General features: G+C 39.6%; 13 protein-coding genes and 1 tRNA gene. 9 read left to right on the top strand and 5 right to left on the bottom strand.

Going from position 1 to position 16525, the window contains the following annotated elements; all coding sequences use genetic code 11:
* Positions 1-2: 2 nt before the first annotated feature.
* Complete coding sequence (locus CWB62_RS01935; protein ID WP_138527746.1) at positions 3-959, bottom strand: methylenetetrahydrofolate reductase; 957 nt, start codon at positions 957-959, stop codon at positions 3-5.
* A gap of 257 nt (positions 960-1216) precedes the next feature.
* On the opposite strand from CWB62_RS01935, the gene CWB62_RS01930 reads away from it, so the two are divergent.
* Entirely contained in the window at positions 1217-4096 is a 2880-nt protein-coding gene (locus tag CWB62_RS01930) for a M16 family metallopeptidase (protein WP_138527744.1), read from the top strand.
* Positions 4097-4268: 172 nt separating this feature from the next.
* On the opposite strand, the gene CWB62_RS01925 is transcribed toward CWB62_RS01930, so the two are convergent.
* Positions 4269-4589, bottom strand: coding sequence for a helix-turn-helix transcriptional regulator (locus tag CWB62_RS01925; protein WP_138527742.1), 321 nt, complete (start codon positions 4587-4589; stop codon positions 4269-4271).
* Between the two features lies 1 nt (position 4590).
* Positions 4591-4998, bottom strand: a complete 408-nt coding sequence (locus CWB62_RS01920) for a hypothetical protein (RefSeq protein ID WP_138527740.1) — start codon at positions 4996-4998, stop codon at positions 4591-4593.
* Positions 4999-5300: 302 nt separating this feature from the next.
* On the opposite strand from CWB62_RS01920, the gene CWB62_RS01915 reads away from it, so the two are divergent.
* The 3 genes from CWB62_RS01915 to CWB62_RS01905 all read left to right on the top strand — a co-directional run bounded on the left by CWB62_RS01915 (position 5301) and on the right by CWB62_RS01905 (position 7910).
* A complete protein-coding gene (locus CWB62_RS01915; protein WP_138527738.1) occupies positions 5301-6230 on the top strand; it encodes a sensor domain-containing diguanylate cyclase in 930 nt (309 codons plus the stop codon).
* A gap of 141 nt (positions 6231-6371) precedes the next feature.
* The gene (gene cysE / locus CWB62_RS01910; protein WP_138527736.1) at positions 6372-7190 is read left to right on the top strand and encodes a serine O-acetyltransferase; all 819 of its coding nucleotides are present in this window, start codon (positions 6372-6374) and stop codon (positions 7188-7190) included.
* 33 nt (positions 7191-7223) lie between these two features.
* Positions 7224-7910, top strand: coding sequence for a hypothetical protein (locus CWB62_RS01905; RefSeq protein WP_138527734.1), 687 nt, complete (start codon positions 7224-7226; stop codon positions 7908-7910).
* A 13-nt stretch (positions 7911-7923) separates the two neighbouring features.
* Here CWB62_RS01905 and xseA read toward each other — a convergent pair whose 3' ends face one another.
* A complete protein-coding gene (gene xseA, locus CWB62_RS01900; RefSeq protein ID WP_058403057.1) occupies positions 7924-9255 on the bottom strand; it encodes an exodeoxyribonuclease VII large subunit in 1332 nt (443 codons plus the stop codon).
* A gap of 135 nt (positions 9256-9390) precedes the next feature.
* Here xseA and guaB point away from each other — a divergent pair, with 135 nt between their 5' ends.
* From guaB to rimI, 5 genes are all read left to right on the top strand, one after another.
* Positions 9391-10860 (top strand): IMP dehydrogenase, encoded by a 1470-nt coding sequence (gene guaB / locus CWB62_RS01895; RefSeq protein WP_058550849.1) that lies wholly within the window; start codon positions 9391-9393, stop codon positions 10858-10860.
* 267 nt (positions 10861-11127) lie between these two features.
* Positions 11128-12705, top strand: a complete 1578-nt coding sequence (guaA, locus tag CWB62_RS01890; RefSeq protein ID WP_058403056.1) for a glutamine-hydrolyzing GMP synthase — start codon at positions 11128-11130, stop codon at positions 12703-12705.
* A 154-nt stretch (positions 12706-12859) separates the two neighbouring features.
* Positions 12860-12936: transfer RNA gene (locus CWB62_RS01885), tRNA-Trp, on the top strand.
* Between the two features lie 65 nt (positions 12937-13001).
* Positions 13002-13319, top strand: a complete 318-nt coding sequence (locus tag CWB62_RS01880; RefSeq protein ID WP_058403055.1) for a hypothetical protein — start codon at positions 13002-13004, stop codon at positions 13317-13319.
* Complete coding sequence (gene rimI / locus CWB62_RS01875) at positions 13306-13773, top strand: ribosomal protein S18-alanine N-acetyltransferase (RefSeq protein ID WP_058403054.1); 468 nt, start codon at positions 13306-13308, stop codon at positions 13771-13773. Before CWB62_RS01880 ends, rimI begins: the two co-directional genes overlap by 14 nt.
* 26 nt (positions 13774-13799) lie before the next feature.
* On the opposite strand, the gene CWB62_RS01870 is transcribed toward rimI, so the two are convergent.
* Positions 13800-16460 (bottom strand): ATP-binding protein, encoded by a 2661-nt coding sequence (locus CWB62_RS01870; protein WP_138531049.1) that lies wholly within the window; start codon positions 16458-16460, stop codon positions 13800-13802.
* Positions 16461-16525 lie beyond the last annotated feature (65 nt).

Raw genomic sequence — 16525 nt, 5'->3', positions numbered from 1 at the left:
CTTTACGCTATTTGTTTCTCAGCTAGGTTGAGCTCCATAGTTGCTTTTAATAAACGGTATAGGTTAATTGATGCGTCAATTTCTTCTTTACGGTTTGTTAAGCTTTCAATGTTTAAACCCAGTGGCACGTCTAGGTGTGCACAGCTTTTTAAAATTGAATCGAGATTTTCGCGGCAAATACGCACCGATTCACTCAAGGTGTTGTCGGCGTCAAGCATGCGCCATTTGGTCGCCTCTGGTACTGAAATACCCAACCACTGCATAAACTCTAGGGTTTTTTCACCGCCACATGGTGTAAACGTGAGTATAATACGTTTTGGTGTAACGCCTTGTGCCTTGCAGGTACGCGCGTAACTTGTTATTAAATCAATAGTAGCTTGAGCATTATAAACCGCTTGCGATATAAAAAATTGGCAACCTTGTGTTGTTTTTTCTATTAAGCGTTCGTGTTCATTGCGCTTGCTTGCATGTCGCTCTGCAATGGTTACGCCTCCTAAAAAGAAGTCATCACTTTGCTCAGCTAATGTTTTATAAGCGTCAGGTAGGCTTAGTTTAATATCACCTTCCGACGATGGGCTACCCACTAAAACGACATTTTTTAAATCAAACTCGTTTTTAGTTTCATCTAGCCACTCTTTAAATTCAGCCTCACCGCGTTGCGCTACGCTTTTGTAGGTAATTACATCTAGGCGTGATAAGTCTTTTAGCAACTTACTGTACTCACGCGGATCAACCGTTTGTTTAAATGGAAACGGACGAGCCTGATTAGTACGGCTGCTCTCATCTTGAATATCGTAAATTACAACACCGTCGTATTCGATTTCGTGTAAGCGGCCTAATAGTTTTTCTGCAATGGTTTTTAACTGCGCTTTATCAGTGCCTATTTTGGGTGGCGTTGTGCCAATAAGATAAACACCTTGATTAGTGTCCTCAATTTTCTCTTGAAGTGATAAAGCCATAATCCTCATTCCAGCTCAATGGTTGATGGATTAAATATAGCAGCCATTTAGACGTCTAGATAGATTTTTTAAGTGAAAGTTTTTCAAGCAACGTGAGGGTTATTCATACAAAGGAGTTCCTAAATTAAGTGTATGACACAGTTGTTTACATAATAAAGCGACTGAGGGCTCTTATATTCATTGGCTTTGGGGCATAATTAGTAGTGAAATTGTAAATATTTTGACAACAACTTTGCTCAATTTACTAAAGGACAATTATGAAATTTAAATTATTAGCAACAAGCCTTGCGGTATCACTCGCTTTAACTGGCTGTGCAATGCAAAAAAATGAAACGACGCAAACAGCAAAACAAGAACAAATAAAAAAAGCTGATGACCGTGTTTTTTCACAAGATTACCTAATTGAAGAGCTTGAGAATGGCTTACGTGTAATGGTTGTAAAAACGGATTACCCTGATGTCGTTTCGCTGCAAATACCGGTTTCTGTTGGCTCGCGTAATGAAGTAGAAGCGGGTAAAACTGGTTTTGCTCATTTTTTTGAACATATGGTATTTAAAGGCTCTAAAAAATTTCCGCAAGACGAATACACCGCCATATTCAAAAATGCAGGGGTTGATAACCGTGCATACACTACCAACGATTACACTAACTACCATTTAAACTTTTCAAAGCAGCACCTTGATAAAGTACTTGAGATTGAAGCTGATATTTTCCAAAACTTAACCTACACCGAAGAGCAATTTAGAACCGAAGCATTGACGGTAAAAGGTGAGTACTTAAAAAATAACGCCAGCCCAATTCGTAAGTTATTAAGTGCTGTGCGTGCAGAGGCTTTTGAAAAACACACTTATAAACACACCACAATGGGCTTTTTTGAAGACATAGAAGCCATGCCAGACCAAATGGCTTACGGTAAAGAGTTTTTTGATAAGTTTTATAAGCCAGAATATGTATCGCTAGTTATTGTGGGTGATGTTGACCCAAAAGCCACAATGGCAATGGTTAAAAAACACTGGGGTGGTTGGGAAAAAGGCAATTACGTTGCCGATATTAAAGCTGAGCCAAAACAGCAAGCTCCTAAGTATTTGCATGAACAAAATAAAGCCTTGCCGGGGCATTGGCTATTGGTATCGTATAAGGGTGCTGCGTGGGAACCCGCTAAAAAAGACAGAGCTGCACTTGATTTAATCTCGCAGCTTTATTTTTCAAGTAACTCAGATTTATATCAAGAGCTCGTTGTTGATAAACAAATAGCGAGTCAAATGTTTACTTATAATCCAGAAACCAAAGATCCAGGCTTACTGCATGTATTTGTAAAAGTAGAAAACGCTGATGATTTAGCAAAAGCGCGTGATGCAATTAACCGCACTTATGCAAAAGCCAGAACAGAGTTGGTCGATGCACAAAAATTAAGTGACTTAAAGTCTAACCTTAAATATGGCTTTATTAATGGTTTAGATTCTTCGCAAGCAATTGCATCAACCCTTGCAAGTTACATGCATTTTGAACGCGATCCTGAAGTAATTAACCAGCTTTATAAGTCGGCCGACAACATCACAGCAGAAGATATTAAAGCGGTTGCTAATAAATACTTTGTAGATAACACGCGTACTACCGTGACTATGTCGGCACTTGATAAAGCACCGGGGTTTGCAGAAGAGGCGAGTTTAAGTGCAGTAGTTGCAAAACTTGAACAAGCCCCAGAGGCACCTGTATTTAAAGTGCTTGATAAAACCAATAGCTCGCCGCTGATTGATGTAAACTTTTTATTTAATACAGGGGCAGCTGCTGATCCTCAAGGTAAAAAAGGTGTAGCTGCGCTTACCGCCGCAATGCTTGCTCAAGGTGGGTCGCAAAGTACCAGCTACAAAGAAATTCAAAAAGCGCTTTATCCACTTGCAGGTAGTTTTGGTTACCAGATTGACAAAGAAATGCTGTCGTTCCAAGGGCGTATTCATAAAGATAACGCTGAAACTTGGTATGCACTTGTAAGCGAACAATTACTTAACCCAGGCTTTAGAGACGATGACTTTAAACGCCTTAAAAAAGAAATGATCGACGGTATTAAGTCGGGATTAAAAGCATCTAACGATGAAGAGCTAGGTAAAGAAGTACTCTACAGCACGCTTTACAAAGGCCACCCATACGAAAGTTACAACTACGGTGATATTTCTGATTTAGAAGCATTAACGCTTGATGATGTAAAAGCATTTTACAATTCAGAGCTTACTCAATCTAAACTAACACTAGGTTTAATTGGCGCCGTGCCAAAAGCGCTTAAAGCAAATATTATGAGCGATTTAGCAACCTTACCTAAAGGCGAGCAAAACCGTTTAAGTATTCCTGATGCGCCAGAGCTTAAAGGCCATCATGCAACGATTGTAGAAAAATCAGCGCAATCGACGGCAGTGTCGTTTGGCTTCCCAATTGATACTATTCGCAGCAGCGAAGATTGGACTGCCCTTTGGCTTGTGCGTTCGTACTTTGGTGAGCATCGTAGTTCTAACTCATACTTATATGAGCGAATTCGTCAAACGCGCGGTATGAATTACGGTGATTACGCATATATTGAATACTTCCCACGTGGTATGTTTCAAACTAAGCCTGATGCAAATTTAGGGCGTTCTGAGCAAATATTCCAAGTATGGTTGCGCCCACTTCGCTCTAACAACGACGCGCACTTTGCAACGCGTAACGCATTATTTGAGCTGGATAAGCTTATTAAAAACGGCTTAACCGAAAAAGACTTTGAGGCAACACGTAACTTTTTAATTAACTACGTGCCGCAGCTTGTAGCAAGTCAAAACCGCCAGCTAGGTTATGCACTTGATAGCGAATTTTATAACACTGAATCGTTTGTAAAATACGTAACAAGTAAACTTGAAAAGCTAACGCTTGCTGATGTGAATCGGGTGATTAAAGATAATCTACAAACCGATAACGTGCAGTACGTGTTTATTACCGGTGACGGTGAAGACATGAAAAAACGTTTAGTGTCAGAGCAAACATCGCCAATGGTTTACAACACAGAAAAACCAGCAGCGCTTGTTGCAGAGGATAAAGTTATTGCCGATTACGCATTAGCTATTCCGGCTAACAATATTGAAGTAGTGAAAGTTGACAGTGTTTTTAAATAAACCTTAAACAAAACGACTTGTAGATAATTAAAAGCCCCACGTTTGGGGCTTTTTTATAGCATTGAGCCAACCTTTATCCCTAACCCTAAAATTATTACTGCGCTTATTATGGCTATTAATGTGATATGGCCTCGTAGTTCTTTTTCTTTACGTTCTGACATTTTTTAGCGCCTCAACTCATTATAAAAAATACAGTGATCATCCCCAATATAAAGCTGACTACTGACGATAGTGCTAAAATTGAGGTTATATTACGCGTGTGTAAAACTGGACTAACATCGCAAGAGTTAGTGTTATCTTCAAGTTTAATTAATTCACCTTGGCGTACTTCCAATACAGCACATAAAGCCATTGTTGTTTCTTTTGATGCTGCACCTTCTTTCTCTACCCGTTGAATTGTTCGTAAACTAACATCGCAGGCGTCAGCAAGTTGCTGCTGAGTCCAATTTAACTGGCCTCTGAGTGATTTAACAGTTGTAGGATTTAATTGCACGTTAAAGCTTCCCTACAAATAGTTCAACAATGGTTGCAGTTGCATAGCCAAACACTGCACCGCCTAATGCGCAACCAGCAATAAAAAAGAAAGCCTTTTTAGGATCGTCAGGAAGACTGCATTGAATTTGTTTGGCAACGACTTTTGTATCTTTATAAAGTGTGCACTCCATTCGCCCTGTGAGTATATTGAGCATGTCAAACTTAACTTGGTACTGTGAGTTCTCAAAATCAAAAGAGTGGGTGCTTGTGCAATTTACATTGCGCTTTTTACTAAATAAATCATCATTTATATACACCTCTTCTTTACCAGTAAAGTAACTTCCAAAACAGGCTATTTGATTGTCGCCATCTTGAAAATAAAATTTATAGCCGAGTTTTTTAGTATTTAATATGTCGTTTTTCATCATCGTTATCCTTGTTGAGTTGATGATGCTAATTTAGCGTTTATTATTATTTTTTACGCCGTCATGAATATGCCAGTGAGCAGTTTGGCATATGACACTGTGTATGTCATGTGTGTTTAACTACTGATTTTAATGTGTTTTATTTGATTTTCGTTCAGGTTTAAAATGAGTGTTGCTGTCGTATCATTTTTATTCTTTGATTGGGTAAATAATAAATTTAAAGAAAAGTACGCATTTATTTTTGTCAAAAAAACGCTAAGTACATATACTTTCAGACAATTATTCTTATAAGTCTGAAGGTAAGCGTGCTAGATGATAAATTATTTTTAAAGTTAGTTTTGGACACTATGCCAGAGCAGGTTGTTGTAATTAATAAAGAAGGAGAAATGGTTTTTATAAATAAAGGATGGCAAAACTTTGGTGAAGAAAATGACTGCTCATGCGGTGCTTGGGAAAAAGAAAATTATTTATTTACCTGTAAAAAAGCAGCAGACAATGGTGACGAAATAGGCGAAAGGGCATTGAAGGGAATCAATGCTGTCATTAATGCAGAGCAAGAAGCGTTTTACTTAGAATACCCATGCCATAGTGATGATGAAAAACGCTGGTTTATGATGCGCGTAGTACCATTTAAGTACAGTACTGATTTTTATTATGTAATTACGCATCAAAATATTACAGAGCGAAAGCTCGCTGAAGAAGAAGTCCAGAAAATGGCCAATATTGATGGGCTGACTGATATATTTAATCGTGGTTATTTTGATAGCTTTTTAGAGCAAGAATGGAATAGGTGTAAGCGTTTAAACATGCCTCTTTCATTGGCATTAATTGATTTAGATGACTTTAAGCTACTTAACGACACTTATGGTCATCAACAAGGTGATGAGTGTTTAAAACAAGTTGCGGCAGTCCTTAAGCAATATACAAAAAGACCCAGTGATATTTGCGCACGTTTTGGCGGGGAGGAGTTTGTACTTGTTTATGGCAACACAAACGCTGAACAAGCAACAATAATTATTAATGCTATTGTAGAGCAGTTAAAGCAGCTTAATATTTGTAATGAGCTGTCATTACCAAGTAAAACACTTACTGTTAGTGTTGGGCTGGCAAGTGTTATTCCTTGTAACAGTTATAAAATACAAAATATGGTTAAAGAAGCCGATGACTTATTATACAAAGCAAAAACTGCGGGTAAAAATTTAATATGTGCAGCCGATTTAACCGTGGTTGACTAAATTTTAAATACTTAGTTGTTAAATGTGCTTTGTTATACCTAATAACCAGAACAAATAACTAAGGCGTTAACACCTTGAGCTTTAAATCCGTTAGACTTAGCAAAAGGCTCTTTTTATATCAATTTAAGGCAGTTCAGTATTATGCGTCATGAAATTTGGCAACAGCTTCGAAGTGAAGCAAATGAAGTCGTCACTCGCGAACCACTTTTAGCAAGTCACGTGTATTCATGTATTTTGAATCATGAGTGCTTGGGTTCGGCGTTAAGCTTTATTGTTGCTAATAAATTGGCGGATGCTGTTGTATCTGCATTTACTATTCGTGAATTATTCGATCAATCATTTGTAAAATGCGATCGCATGCTGTCTTTTGTCGCAGAAGACATTAAAGCTGTAAAAGATAGAGACCCAGCCGCAGAAACCTACCTGACTGTTATTTTAAATTTAAAGGGGTTTCATGCTATTCAGGCTCACCGTTTAGCTAACTGCTTGTGGCAACAAAACCGTAAAGAACTGGCGCGTTTTATTCAAAGCCGTACCTCTGAGGTGTTTGGCGTAGATATTCACCCTGCGTGTCAGGTTGGTAAAGGCATAATGTTTGACCACGCAACGGGTATTGTTATTGGTGAAACGGCAGTCATTGAAGATAACGTATCGATACTGCAATCGGTTACGCTTGGTGGTACGGGTAACGAGCAGGGCGACCGTCATCCTAAAATTAGAGCCGGTGTGCTTATTGGTGCAGGTGCTAAGGTGCTGGGTAATATTGAGGTAGGCGAGGGCGCGCGTATTGGCGCAGGATCAGTCGTTTTAACCGCGGTGCCGCCACATACCACCGCTGTCGGCGTACCGGCTAAAATTATTGGCAGACCGGATTGTCCGTGTCCTGCACAAAGTATGAACCAAAACTTTTTAGCGACACCAGAGCCTGAAAACGAATCCCATACCAGCGCTATGCTTTGACATGTAAGTAGAAAAAAACTTAAGGGAATTAAAATGAACAAGAATAGCTTGTTAACTTTAGGGGTTGGGTTTATTGCTGGTGTAGTTTTGACTTGGGGCTATTTTAACTTAGTCCCAAATGATTTAGAGTCAGCACAGGCACATCAAATTAATACTATTTTGCAAAAAAAACATGCCCAGCAATCTAAAAGCAATGAAGCAACACCAAATAAAGTGATACCAGCTGTTACTGAAGAGGTCGTTAGTTTAGAACAAAATGAAAATACCACCTCCACCGCTTTAGAACCTCAAGAAATTGATGAGCTCCCCCTAGAAGAACAAGTTACACAACTTAAGCTGCAATTAGCTAAGCAAAAGTCGTTAATGGAAAATGTGGTGAAGCAGTTGCGTGCCCCAAATGATATTGAAGCCGCTTTACAGGCTCAGTTTGATGAACAACAACGTAATGAAGAATGGGCTTATCAAACTGAAACCGCATTGCAGGATTTTTTACTTACCGCAGATTTAACCTCAATGCCTGATATTGTGAGCGCAGAATGTAAGTCATCGGTTTGTAAATTTAAACTAGCAGCGCCAACGGGTAACGATATATTCGATCATACCCATTGGCGAGAGCTTAACGATAAGTTAATGAAGCAAGAGTTTTGGTTACAGTTTAAAAGAACAACCTCCACCTCGAGCGACAGTGAATTAACTCTATTAATGACAACAGAGCTTTAACTGAAAGCGTATTTTATGATGCTGTTGATTTTATTATGCCATCGCCAAGCTCTGTAATTAACACATCGCCTGTTTTAATTTGACCCACCGATTTAACTACTTTCCCCTGTGGCGTTTTAGTGATGCTGTAGCCACGCGCTAGAACATTAAGGGGGCTTACTGAGTCGAGCTTACTTGCTTGTAATGCTAGGCTATTGTTGGCTTGCTGTAATTGCTGTTGAATAGCCTGTTTTAACCTTGCTTGTAACTGCGACAGTTGATGCGAAGCCTGCGCTAGCTTTTTATCCGGTGATTGGCGCATTAAGCGCGATGTTAAACTGTTTAGATTACGTTCTTGTTGGTACAAACGCTGCAGCATTGCTTGTTGTAAAGCAATGCTTAGCTCGTCTAATCGTTGCGCTTTTTGATTGAGCTGATTGCGCGGATGGCACAAGTTAAGACGATGCTGTAATTGCGTAGCAAGCGCGCGCTTATCAGCAATATCGTGTTTAAAGGCATTGCTTAAACGGTTAATGAGTTGCGTTACTTTGTTATGTAGCTCTTGCGTGTTAGGGCTTACAAGCTCAGCAGCCGCTGATGGAGTCGCAGCGCGAACATCGGCAACGTAATCGCTAATGGTTGTGTCTATCTCGTGGCCTACCGCACTGACTATGGGTAATTCACTTTGATAAATAGCACGCGCAAGTTGTTCGTGGTTAAAACACCATAAATCTTCAAGTGAACCGCCGCCGCGTCCTAAAATAAGTACGTCTACTTCATTACGTGCATTAGCTAATTCTATTTGATTAATTAAATGCACATGAGCTTCTTTGCCCTGCACCATAGCAGGATAAATGATAACTTCTAATTGCGGCGCACGGCGTTTAAGTACGGTTAAAATATCTTTTATGGCTGCGCCTGTTGCAGAGGTGATTACACCAATACGGTTTATATTTAGCGGTAAAGGCTTTTTATGCGCAGAGCTAAACAGCCCTTCAGCAGCAAGACGCATTTTTAGCGCGTCAAACTCTTGCTTGAGTTGGCCTTCGCCAGCGGGTTCCATATGCTCAACAATAAGCTGGTAATCGCCACGAGGCTCATAAAGTGAGACGCGTGCTCTTACTGTTACTTGTGCGCCGTTTTCTGGGCGGTAACTTTGGCTTCGGTTGTTACCTCGCCACATAGCGGCTTTAATTTGTGCTTTGTCATCTTTTAACGAAAAATACCAATGCCCAGATGCTGGCGCAATAAAATTAGAAATTTCGCCAGTCAGCACTAATGAAGCAAAGCCTTGCTCTAATACTGTTCTGATCTCTCTATTAAGGCGCGAAACGGTATAAACCGTCTGCGAAGGCTTCGAAAACATAAAAAACAACCTAAAACTATTTATGAGGCAAGTTTATCATAAATATTTGCGAAATATTATTTACGAATGCCAACAACGCTGTTAAAATTTGGCCGCAATTCCTTATCTTAGATCCACATGTGAGAAGTTGCCAAAATGCTTAGAATTGCTAAAGAAGCTCTTACCTTTGATGACGTACTTTTAGTACCTGGTCATTCTACTGTTTTGCCACACACGGCAAATATTTCAACTCGCTTAACGCGTGGTATCAAACTTAACTTGCCGCTTATTTCAGCATCTATGGATACTGTTACAGAAGCTCGTTTAGCTATTGCCCTTGCGCAAGAAGGTGGTCTTGGTTTTATTCATAAAAACATGACTATTGAAGAACAAGCGAAAAACGTACGTAAAGTTAAAACCTACGAAGCGGGTATTGTGTCTTACCCGGTAACAGTGACTGCTGATTTAACAATTGCAGATGCTATGGACCTTGCTGAAGAAAAAGGGTTTTCAGGCTTTCCAGTTACCGACCCAGAAAACACCTTAGTAGGTATTGTTACGAGTCGCGATATGCGTTTTGAAACAAAACTTGAACAGCCAATTTCGACTGTTATGACTAAAAAAGAAAAGCTTGTTACCGTTAAGGAAGGCGCAGCTCGCGAAGAAATTTTAGGCCTAATGCATGAGCATCGTATTGAGAAGATTTTAGTTGTTGATGATGCGTTTAAACTTAAGGGCATGATCACCGTAAAAGATTACCAAAAAGCGCAAGATAAACCACATGCATGTAAAGACGAGTTAGGTCGTTTACGTGTAGGTGCTGCTGTAGGTGTTGGCGCCGGTACTGATGAGCGTATTGCTGCACTAGTTGAAGCGGGTGTTGATGTATTACTTATTGACACTTCTCATGGCCACTCTCAAGGTGTAATTGACCGTGTATCGCAAACTCGCCAGGCTTATCCAGACCTTCAAATTGTAGCGGGTAATGTTGCAACTGCTGAAGGAGCAATAGCGCTTGCTGATGCAGGTGTTGATGCAGTAAAAGTAGGTATCGGCCCAGGTTCAATTTGTACAACGCGTATTGTTACTGGTTGTGGTGTACCACAAATTACGGCTATTTCTGATGCAGTTGATGGTTTAAAAGGTCGCGACATTCCAGTAATTGCTGATGGCGGTATTCGTTTCTCAGGTGACATCGTAAAAGCGCTTGTTGCAGGTGCATCGTGTGTGATGGTGGGCTCAATGCTTGCTGGTACTGAAGAGGCGCCTGGTGAAGTAGAACTATACCAAGGGCGTTACTACAAATCATACCGTGGTATGGGCAGCTTAGGCGCGATGGACCAAAAAGAAGGTTCATCGGATCGTTACTTCCAAAAATCAAACGAAGCAGACAAGTTGGTACCTGAAGGTATTGAAGGTCGCGTAGCTTATAAAGGGCCAATTGCGACTATTATTCACCAGCAGGTAGGCGGTCTTCGTAGTGCAATGGGCTTAACGGGTTGTGCAACTATTGAAGAGCTTAATACAAAACCTCAGTTTGTACGTGTTACATCTGCAGGTATGGGTGAGTCGCACGTACATGATGTGCAAATTACCAAAGAAGCACCAAATTACCGCTTAGGTTAAGCGCGTAATTAATAATTTATTGGGCTTGCTTTGCAAGCCCTCTTTTTAGTCGTTTATATAAATACCAATTGCATTAATAAAGTGGTCAATTATTGCGACAGATAAATGGCTCAATAACGAGGCAAAAATTTCGATTTTTAGTTTCTTCTAAATAAGAAGTTTTTAACGTGGTTAGTGAGTTATTTAGCCTGCAAGAATTAGTAATGTTTAATAAAATTGGTATTCAAAGCGGCATTTAGCATTAGCATCTACTTTACGAGATACTCCATGAGCAAAGATATTCACGATTCACGAATTCTCATTTTAGACTTTGGTTCACAATACACGCAATTAATCGCGCGCCGTATACGCGAAATTGGTGTTTACTGTGAGCTGTGGGCATGGGATGTGACTGAAGAGCAAATCCGCGAGTTTAACCCACAAGGTATCATTCTTTCTGGTGGCCCAGAATCAACAACACTTGAAAACAGCCCGCGCGCTCCTGAGTATGTGTTTAATGCAGGCGTTCCTGTATTAGGCATTTGTTACGGTATGCAAACAATGGCAACTCAACTTGGTGGCAGCGTTCACAGCTCTGATAAAAAAGAATTTGGTTACGCGCAAGTTGAAAAGGTCGGCAATTGTGCATTGTTTGATGCAATTGAAGATCATATTACCGATGGCGGCAACGGCGTTTTAGACGTATGGATGAGCCACGGCGATAAAGTTATGGAAGTACCTGCAAGCTTTAGCACAACAGCTAAAACACCAACGTGTCCGCATGCTGCTATGTCTAATGAAGAAAAACGTTTTTACGGCGTGCAGTTTCACCCAGAAGTAACGCACACTCATCAAGGGCAACGTTTACTAGAGCGCTTTGCAATTGATATTTGTGGTTGTGAAAAACTGTGGACTCCTGCAAAAATTATTGATGATGCCATTGAGCGTATTAAAGACACTGTTGGCGATGATGAAGTTATTTTAGGCTTATCAGGTGGTGTTGATTCATCGGTTGTGGCTATGCTTATTCATCGTGCTATTGGTGAGCGACTAACCTGTGTATTTGTTGATAACGGGCTGCTTCGTTTAAACGAAGGTCAGCAAGTAATGGATATGTTTGGCAATAAATTTGGCTTAAACATTGTAAAAGTAGATGCTGAAGATCAGTTTTTAAATGATTTAGCTGGTAAATCAGATCCAGAAGATAAACGTAAGGCTATTGGCCACACGTTTATTAATGTATTTGATGAGCAAGCTAAAAAGCTTAAAAACGCAAAATGGTTAGGTCAAGGTACTATTTACCCTGACGTAATTGAATCAGCAGCTTCAGCGACTGGTAAAGCGCACGTTATTAAATCTCACCACAATGTGGGCGGATTACCAGATGACATGAAAATGGGCCTAGTTGAGCCACTTCGTGAGTTATTTAAAGATGAAGTACGTAAAATTGGTTTAGAGCTAGGTTTACCGTACGACATGCTTTACCGCCACCCGTTCCCTGGACCAGGTTTAGGTGTACGTGTACTAGGTGAAATTAAAAAAGAGTACTGTGATTTATTACGCCGTGCTGATGCTATCTTCATTGAAGAGCTACACAAAGCCGAGCTTTACCATAAAGTTAGCCAAGCGTTTACCGTGTTCTTACCGGTTAAATCGGTAGGGGTTATGGGTGATGCACGTAAATACGATTGGGTTGTTTCACTTCGTTGTGTTGAAACTATCGACTTTATGACTGCGCGTTGGTCACATTTACCCTATGAGTTTTTAGGTGTGGTTTCTAACCGTATCATTAACGAGATAGATGGTATTTCACGTGTAGTTTACGATATTTCAGGTAAGCCACCTGCAACTATTGAATGGGAATAACTTACCCTGCATTAAGTTTGGTAAATTAAACTGATAAAAAACGGTGAATTAGCATGCTAATTCACCGTTTTGCTTATTAAAAAAGCAGTTGAACTAAATGTGTGATTTTTCTCTTTACCTTTAGCGAAACTTCTCTATAATTCGTCGTCATTGCAGGGGCGTAGTTCCAATTGGTAGAACAGCGGTCTCCAAAACCGACGGTTGGGAGTTCGAATCTCTCCGCCCCTGCCATTTCTTCTTTACATCGTATTTATTAATTCTTATATTATCTTACTTACTAATTTCATCGAGTCGTTATGCATTCACGGTACGCAGCTGTTTTTGGTATTGAAAACCTCGAACTAAATACTCATTTTTTACCTGCCAGCTCTGAAAATCCTATAAGTAATGTGGAAAATGAATTAACACCTGTTTTATTTGAATCCCTTGAGCTTTCTAGCTCATTACTTGCAGATATTCATCGTGCAGCAGTGCCTGTAGCTATAAATAGCGTGGTTAAAGGTGAGCACATGCAATTAACGGGTGATCAGCTCGAATTACCATCCTCACAACTTAACGCAACCCAAAAACGGGCTTTGTGGGCTTTAATAAGTGAACACCTTGATAAACTTTAAACCTGTAAATAACGATGCTGTAGAGATGCTGATGGCTATCGAAAAGGCATGCCACAGTCATCCTTGGACTTTAAAAACAATGAGTTCATGTATTGGTGGACGTTATTTTAATTTAGCCGCCTTTGATGGTGATGTACTCGTTGGTTTTTACATTGGTGAAAAAGCGGGGCCTGATTTTACGCTTATGGATATATGCGTGACGCCCGAGCATCAAGGTAAGGGGATTGCTAAGCAGCTATTGAGTAAATTTATAGAGCACGGTGAACAGCAAAATGCAGAGAATTTATTTTTAGAAGTACGCGAGTCAAATACACGCGCAATTAAGCTTTATGAGCAGGCCGGATTTATAGAGATGTCGGTACGAAAGAATTATTACCCAAGTGACGATGCAACTAAAAACGGCTTTGAAGATGCCATTTTAATGGGTATGGCATTAAGCTTAGGGTTTATGTGATATTTAGTTGCGTGCAGCTAACGGTTTTATTTTGAGTTAATTGCCTGCTGTATTGCCACTATTACTGAGTTTATAATTTCATCTCTTTGTGATTTATCGTTACTTTTTAGGTTTTCTTCAAGGTCGCCTGCGCTTTTGTAAATAGCATCAAAGTTAAAACATCCTGCGCTGCCTTTAACACTATGTGCTACTGCTTTTAGGCTTTCCCAATCTTGCGTGTGATGCAACGTTTTTATTTGCTTCAAATAATCAGGTAAATTAGCTAAGTAATTATTAGATATTTGCTGAAATTTTTCACTTTTCAACAAATCATCCCACTTATTTTGATTATCTTTTTCAAGATGCAAGTAGCTAACAAGTACGTTTTCGAGCGCATCTTTGTCTATTGGTTTTCCTAGAGCTTTGTCGCAGCCAGCCTCAATATAGGTGCCAATATCGTGATTCATTACGTTTGCGGTAAGCGCAATAATAGGACCGTCGTACGCAGCATGTCGCAGCATTTTAGTGGCTTCAAGCCCACCCATAACAGGCATTTGCATATCCATAATAATTAGCTGATAGTCGTTTACTAGTGCCATTTCTACGGCTTGTGCACCATTATTTGCTATATCAGGCTCAAGCCCCCAAGTTTGCAAAAGCAACTTAATGAGTAACTGATTATCTGGGTTATCTTCGGCTACCAAAATATTTGCGTCAAAGCTGTTAGTAGCAAATGATAAAAGAGGGTCTTTTTCAGGAGTTAATTGTGAATGCTCTTCAAGGAGCTCAAGCGCTGGTGTTTTGCCTGTTAAGTGGCAAGCAGCACTAATAGAAAATTTACTTCCTTCGCCGACTTCGCTTTCTAGTTTTATGTTGCCGCCAAGTAATTGTGCAAGGTTTTTAGATATGCATAATCCTAATCCTGTACCACCAAAGCGTCGCGTGGTTGTCGCATCTGCTTGTTCAAATGGCTTAAATACACGAGAAATTTGATGCTCAGACATACCAATACCGGTATCGGTGATTACAAATTCAATAAGGTTGCTTTTAGCATGATAATGTACACAAATAGTGACATGCCCTTGCTCTGTAAATTTAACAGCGTTGTTTGCTACATTGATTAAAATTTGCTTTAAGCGTGTTACATCCGTGTATATAGTTTGCGGTATTGGTAAGTCAAAAATAATATTAAGTTCTAAACGCTTTTCTTGAGCCAACGGCGTTATGATTGATTCAATATCATGAATTAACTGTACAACGCTCACTGAGGTTTGCTCGACAGCTAACTTTTCAGCCTCAATTTTAGATAAATCCAAAATATTGTTAATTAGTTCAAGTAAGTGCTTTGAATTTCGTAAAATAGTACTTAAATTTTGTTTGTCGTTTACTATTTTATCGTTATGTAGCAACTGCTCCGTAAAGCCCATAATAGCGGTGAGAGGGGTTCGAATTTCATGGCTCATGTTTGCTAAAAAACGGCTTTTAAGTTGGTTAGCTTGCTCTGCTTGAGTAATAGCGAGTTCAAGTTGGCTGTTCATTGACTCAAGCGCTTGAGTTCGGCTTTCTACCTTGTCTTCTAGATGGTGTTTGTATTCTTCGAGCTGTTGCTGATAATGCCTAATTTGATTAACCATGTGATTAAAGTCGTTAAACAATATTCCCACTTCGTCATCGGTATGAGCAGGTAAGCTTACCGCTAAGTCTCCGTCACCGACTCTGTGGCTGGCTGCACCTAATAGCTCTATTGGGTTTAACAATAAGTTACGTACAACAACAAATATTAAAATGGGTAACGAGATCACTGAAATAATAACAATCAGACCTGTAATTAAACTAATTGCCTTGCCCGACTGGTGAAGCACCGCTTTGGGGATCGTTGATACGTAATAGTAACCACCGCTCATTTGTACGGCAAAAATCATACGTTCTATTTTATCTATACTCGACAGCTCAATAGTAGAAAGTGTGCCGATGTCAGCTAAATCATGAACCTTGTTAAGTTCGTATTCGCTAATATATTGGCCACGTAAATTATAGTTAGAGCTAAATAATATTTTACCGTCTTTGGTCAGTAACAAATTAAGCGTGTTGTTATAGGGCGCTTCTAAAATACTGGTATTTAAAATTGAAGGTTCAACATTTACAACAATAAAGCCCAGTTGTTGAGGACGCTTTAGGTAATAACCCACGCTGTCGATTCGCTGAACAAAATATAAGCTAGTGGTGCCGTCGGGTTTTTGAACCATAAACTGCTGTTGGCTTAAATTACTTTGTATAACCTGATTAAAAAAGGGGTAGTTTTTAGGCGCTATCGTTAAATTATTTGAATGATAGGCGTCACTTTTACCGCTAGCCGACACTAAATTTATGCTAATAATATCAGGGTAGGCTTCATTATAACTGGCAAATACATCCATTAGAGCGCCAAGCCTACGTGTATAATTTCCGTCTGAAAGGGCGTCATTGGCTAAAAAGTCGTTAAGTACCGGAGAACGAGAAAGTAACTTAGTCGTAGAGTGAAAAGAGTCTATATAGTTAAACGCTTTTTGTTGCTGCTGCTCAACAAAGCGGCTCATGATCAAATCAGCTTGTTTTTGAGTTGAGTTCGTTACATTAGTTAACGTAAAGCCACCTAAAAATAGCAGGGGCAATATAACAAGCGGGGTTATATACCATAATAATCTAATGCTTAACTTACTGGTTTTCATTAACTAACTAATATCCTTTACGCAATCTTTTTATAGTATGCGTTACAAGTTTATTAAACAAGCCT

This window comes from Pseudoalteromonas sp. S408 (assembly GCF_005886645.1).
In the GTDB taxonomy this organism is placed as follows: Bacteria; Pseudomonadota; Gammaproteobacteria; order Enterobacterales; family Alteromonadaceae; genus Pseudoalteromonas.
The sequence above is the reverse complement of the archived record's forward strand: the minus strand, read 5'-3'. Positions and strand labels throughout refer to the sequence as shown.

Excerpts from the sequence above, each read along its gene's own strand:
- CWB62_RS01905 (WP_138527734.1), top strand. The coding sequence starts at position 7,224 with ATGAACAAGAATAGCTTGTTAACTTTAGGGGTTGGGTTTATTGCTGGT.
- cysE (WP_138527736.1), top strand. The coding sequence starts at position 6,372 with ATGCGTCATGAAATTTGGCAACAGCTTCGAAGTGAAGCAAATGAAGTC.
- CWB62_RS01870 (WP_138531049.1), bottom strand. The coding sequence starts at position 16,460 with ATGAAAACCAGTAAGTTAAGCATTAGATTATTATGGTATATAACCCCG.
- CWB62_RS01920 (WP_138527740.1), bottom strand. The coding sequence starts at position 4,998 with ATGATGAAAAACGACATATTAAATACTAAAAAACTCGGCTATAAATTT.
- CWB62_RS01880 (WP_058403055.1), top strand. The coding sequence starts at position 13,002 with ATGCATTCACGGTACGCAGCTGTTTTTGGTATTGAAAACCTCGAACTA.
- guaB (WP_058550849.1), top strand. The coding sequence starts at position 9,391 with ATGCTTAGAATTGCTAAAGAAGCTCTTACCTTTGATGACGTACTTTTA.
- CWB62_RS01935 (WP_138527746.1), bottom strand. The coding sequence starts at position 959 with ATGGCTTTATCACTTCAAGAGAAAATTGAGGACACTAATCAAGGTGTT.
- xseA (WP_058403057.1), bottom strand. The coding sequence starts at position 9,255 with ATGTTTTCGAAGCCTTCGCAGACGGTTTATACCGTTTCGCGCCTTAAT.
- guaA (WP_058403056.1), top strand. The coding sequence starts at position 11,128 with ATGAGCAAAGATATTCACGATTCACGAATTCTCATTTTAGACTTTGGT.
- CWB62_RS01930 (WP_138527744.1), top strand. The coding sequence starts at position 1,217 with ATGAAATTTAAATTATTAGCAACAAGCCTTGCGGTATCACTCGCTTTA.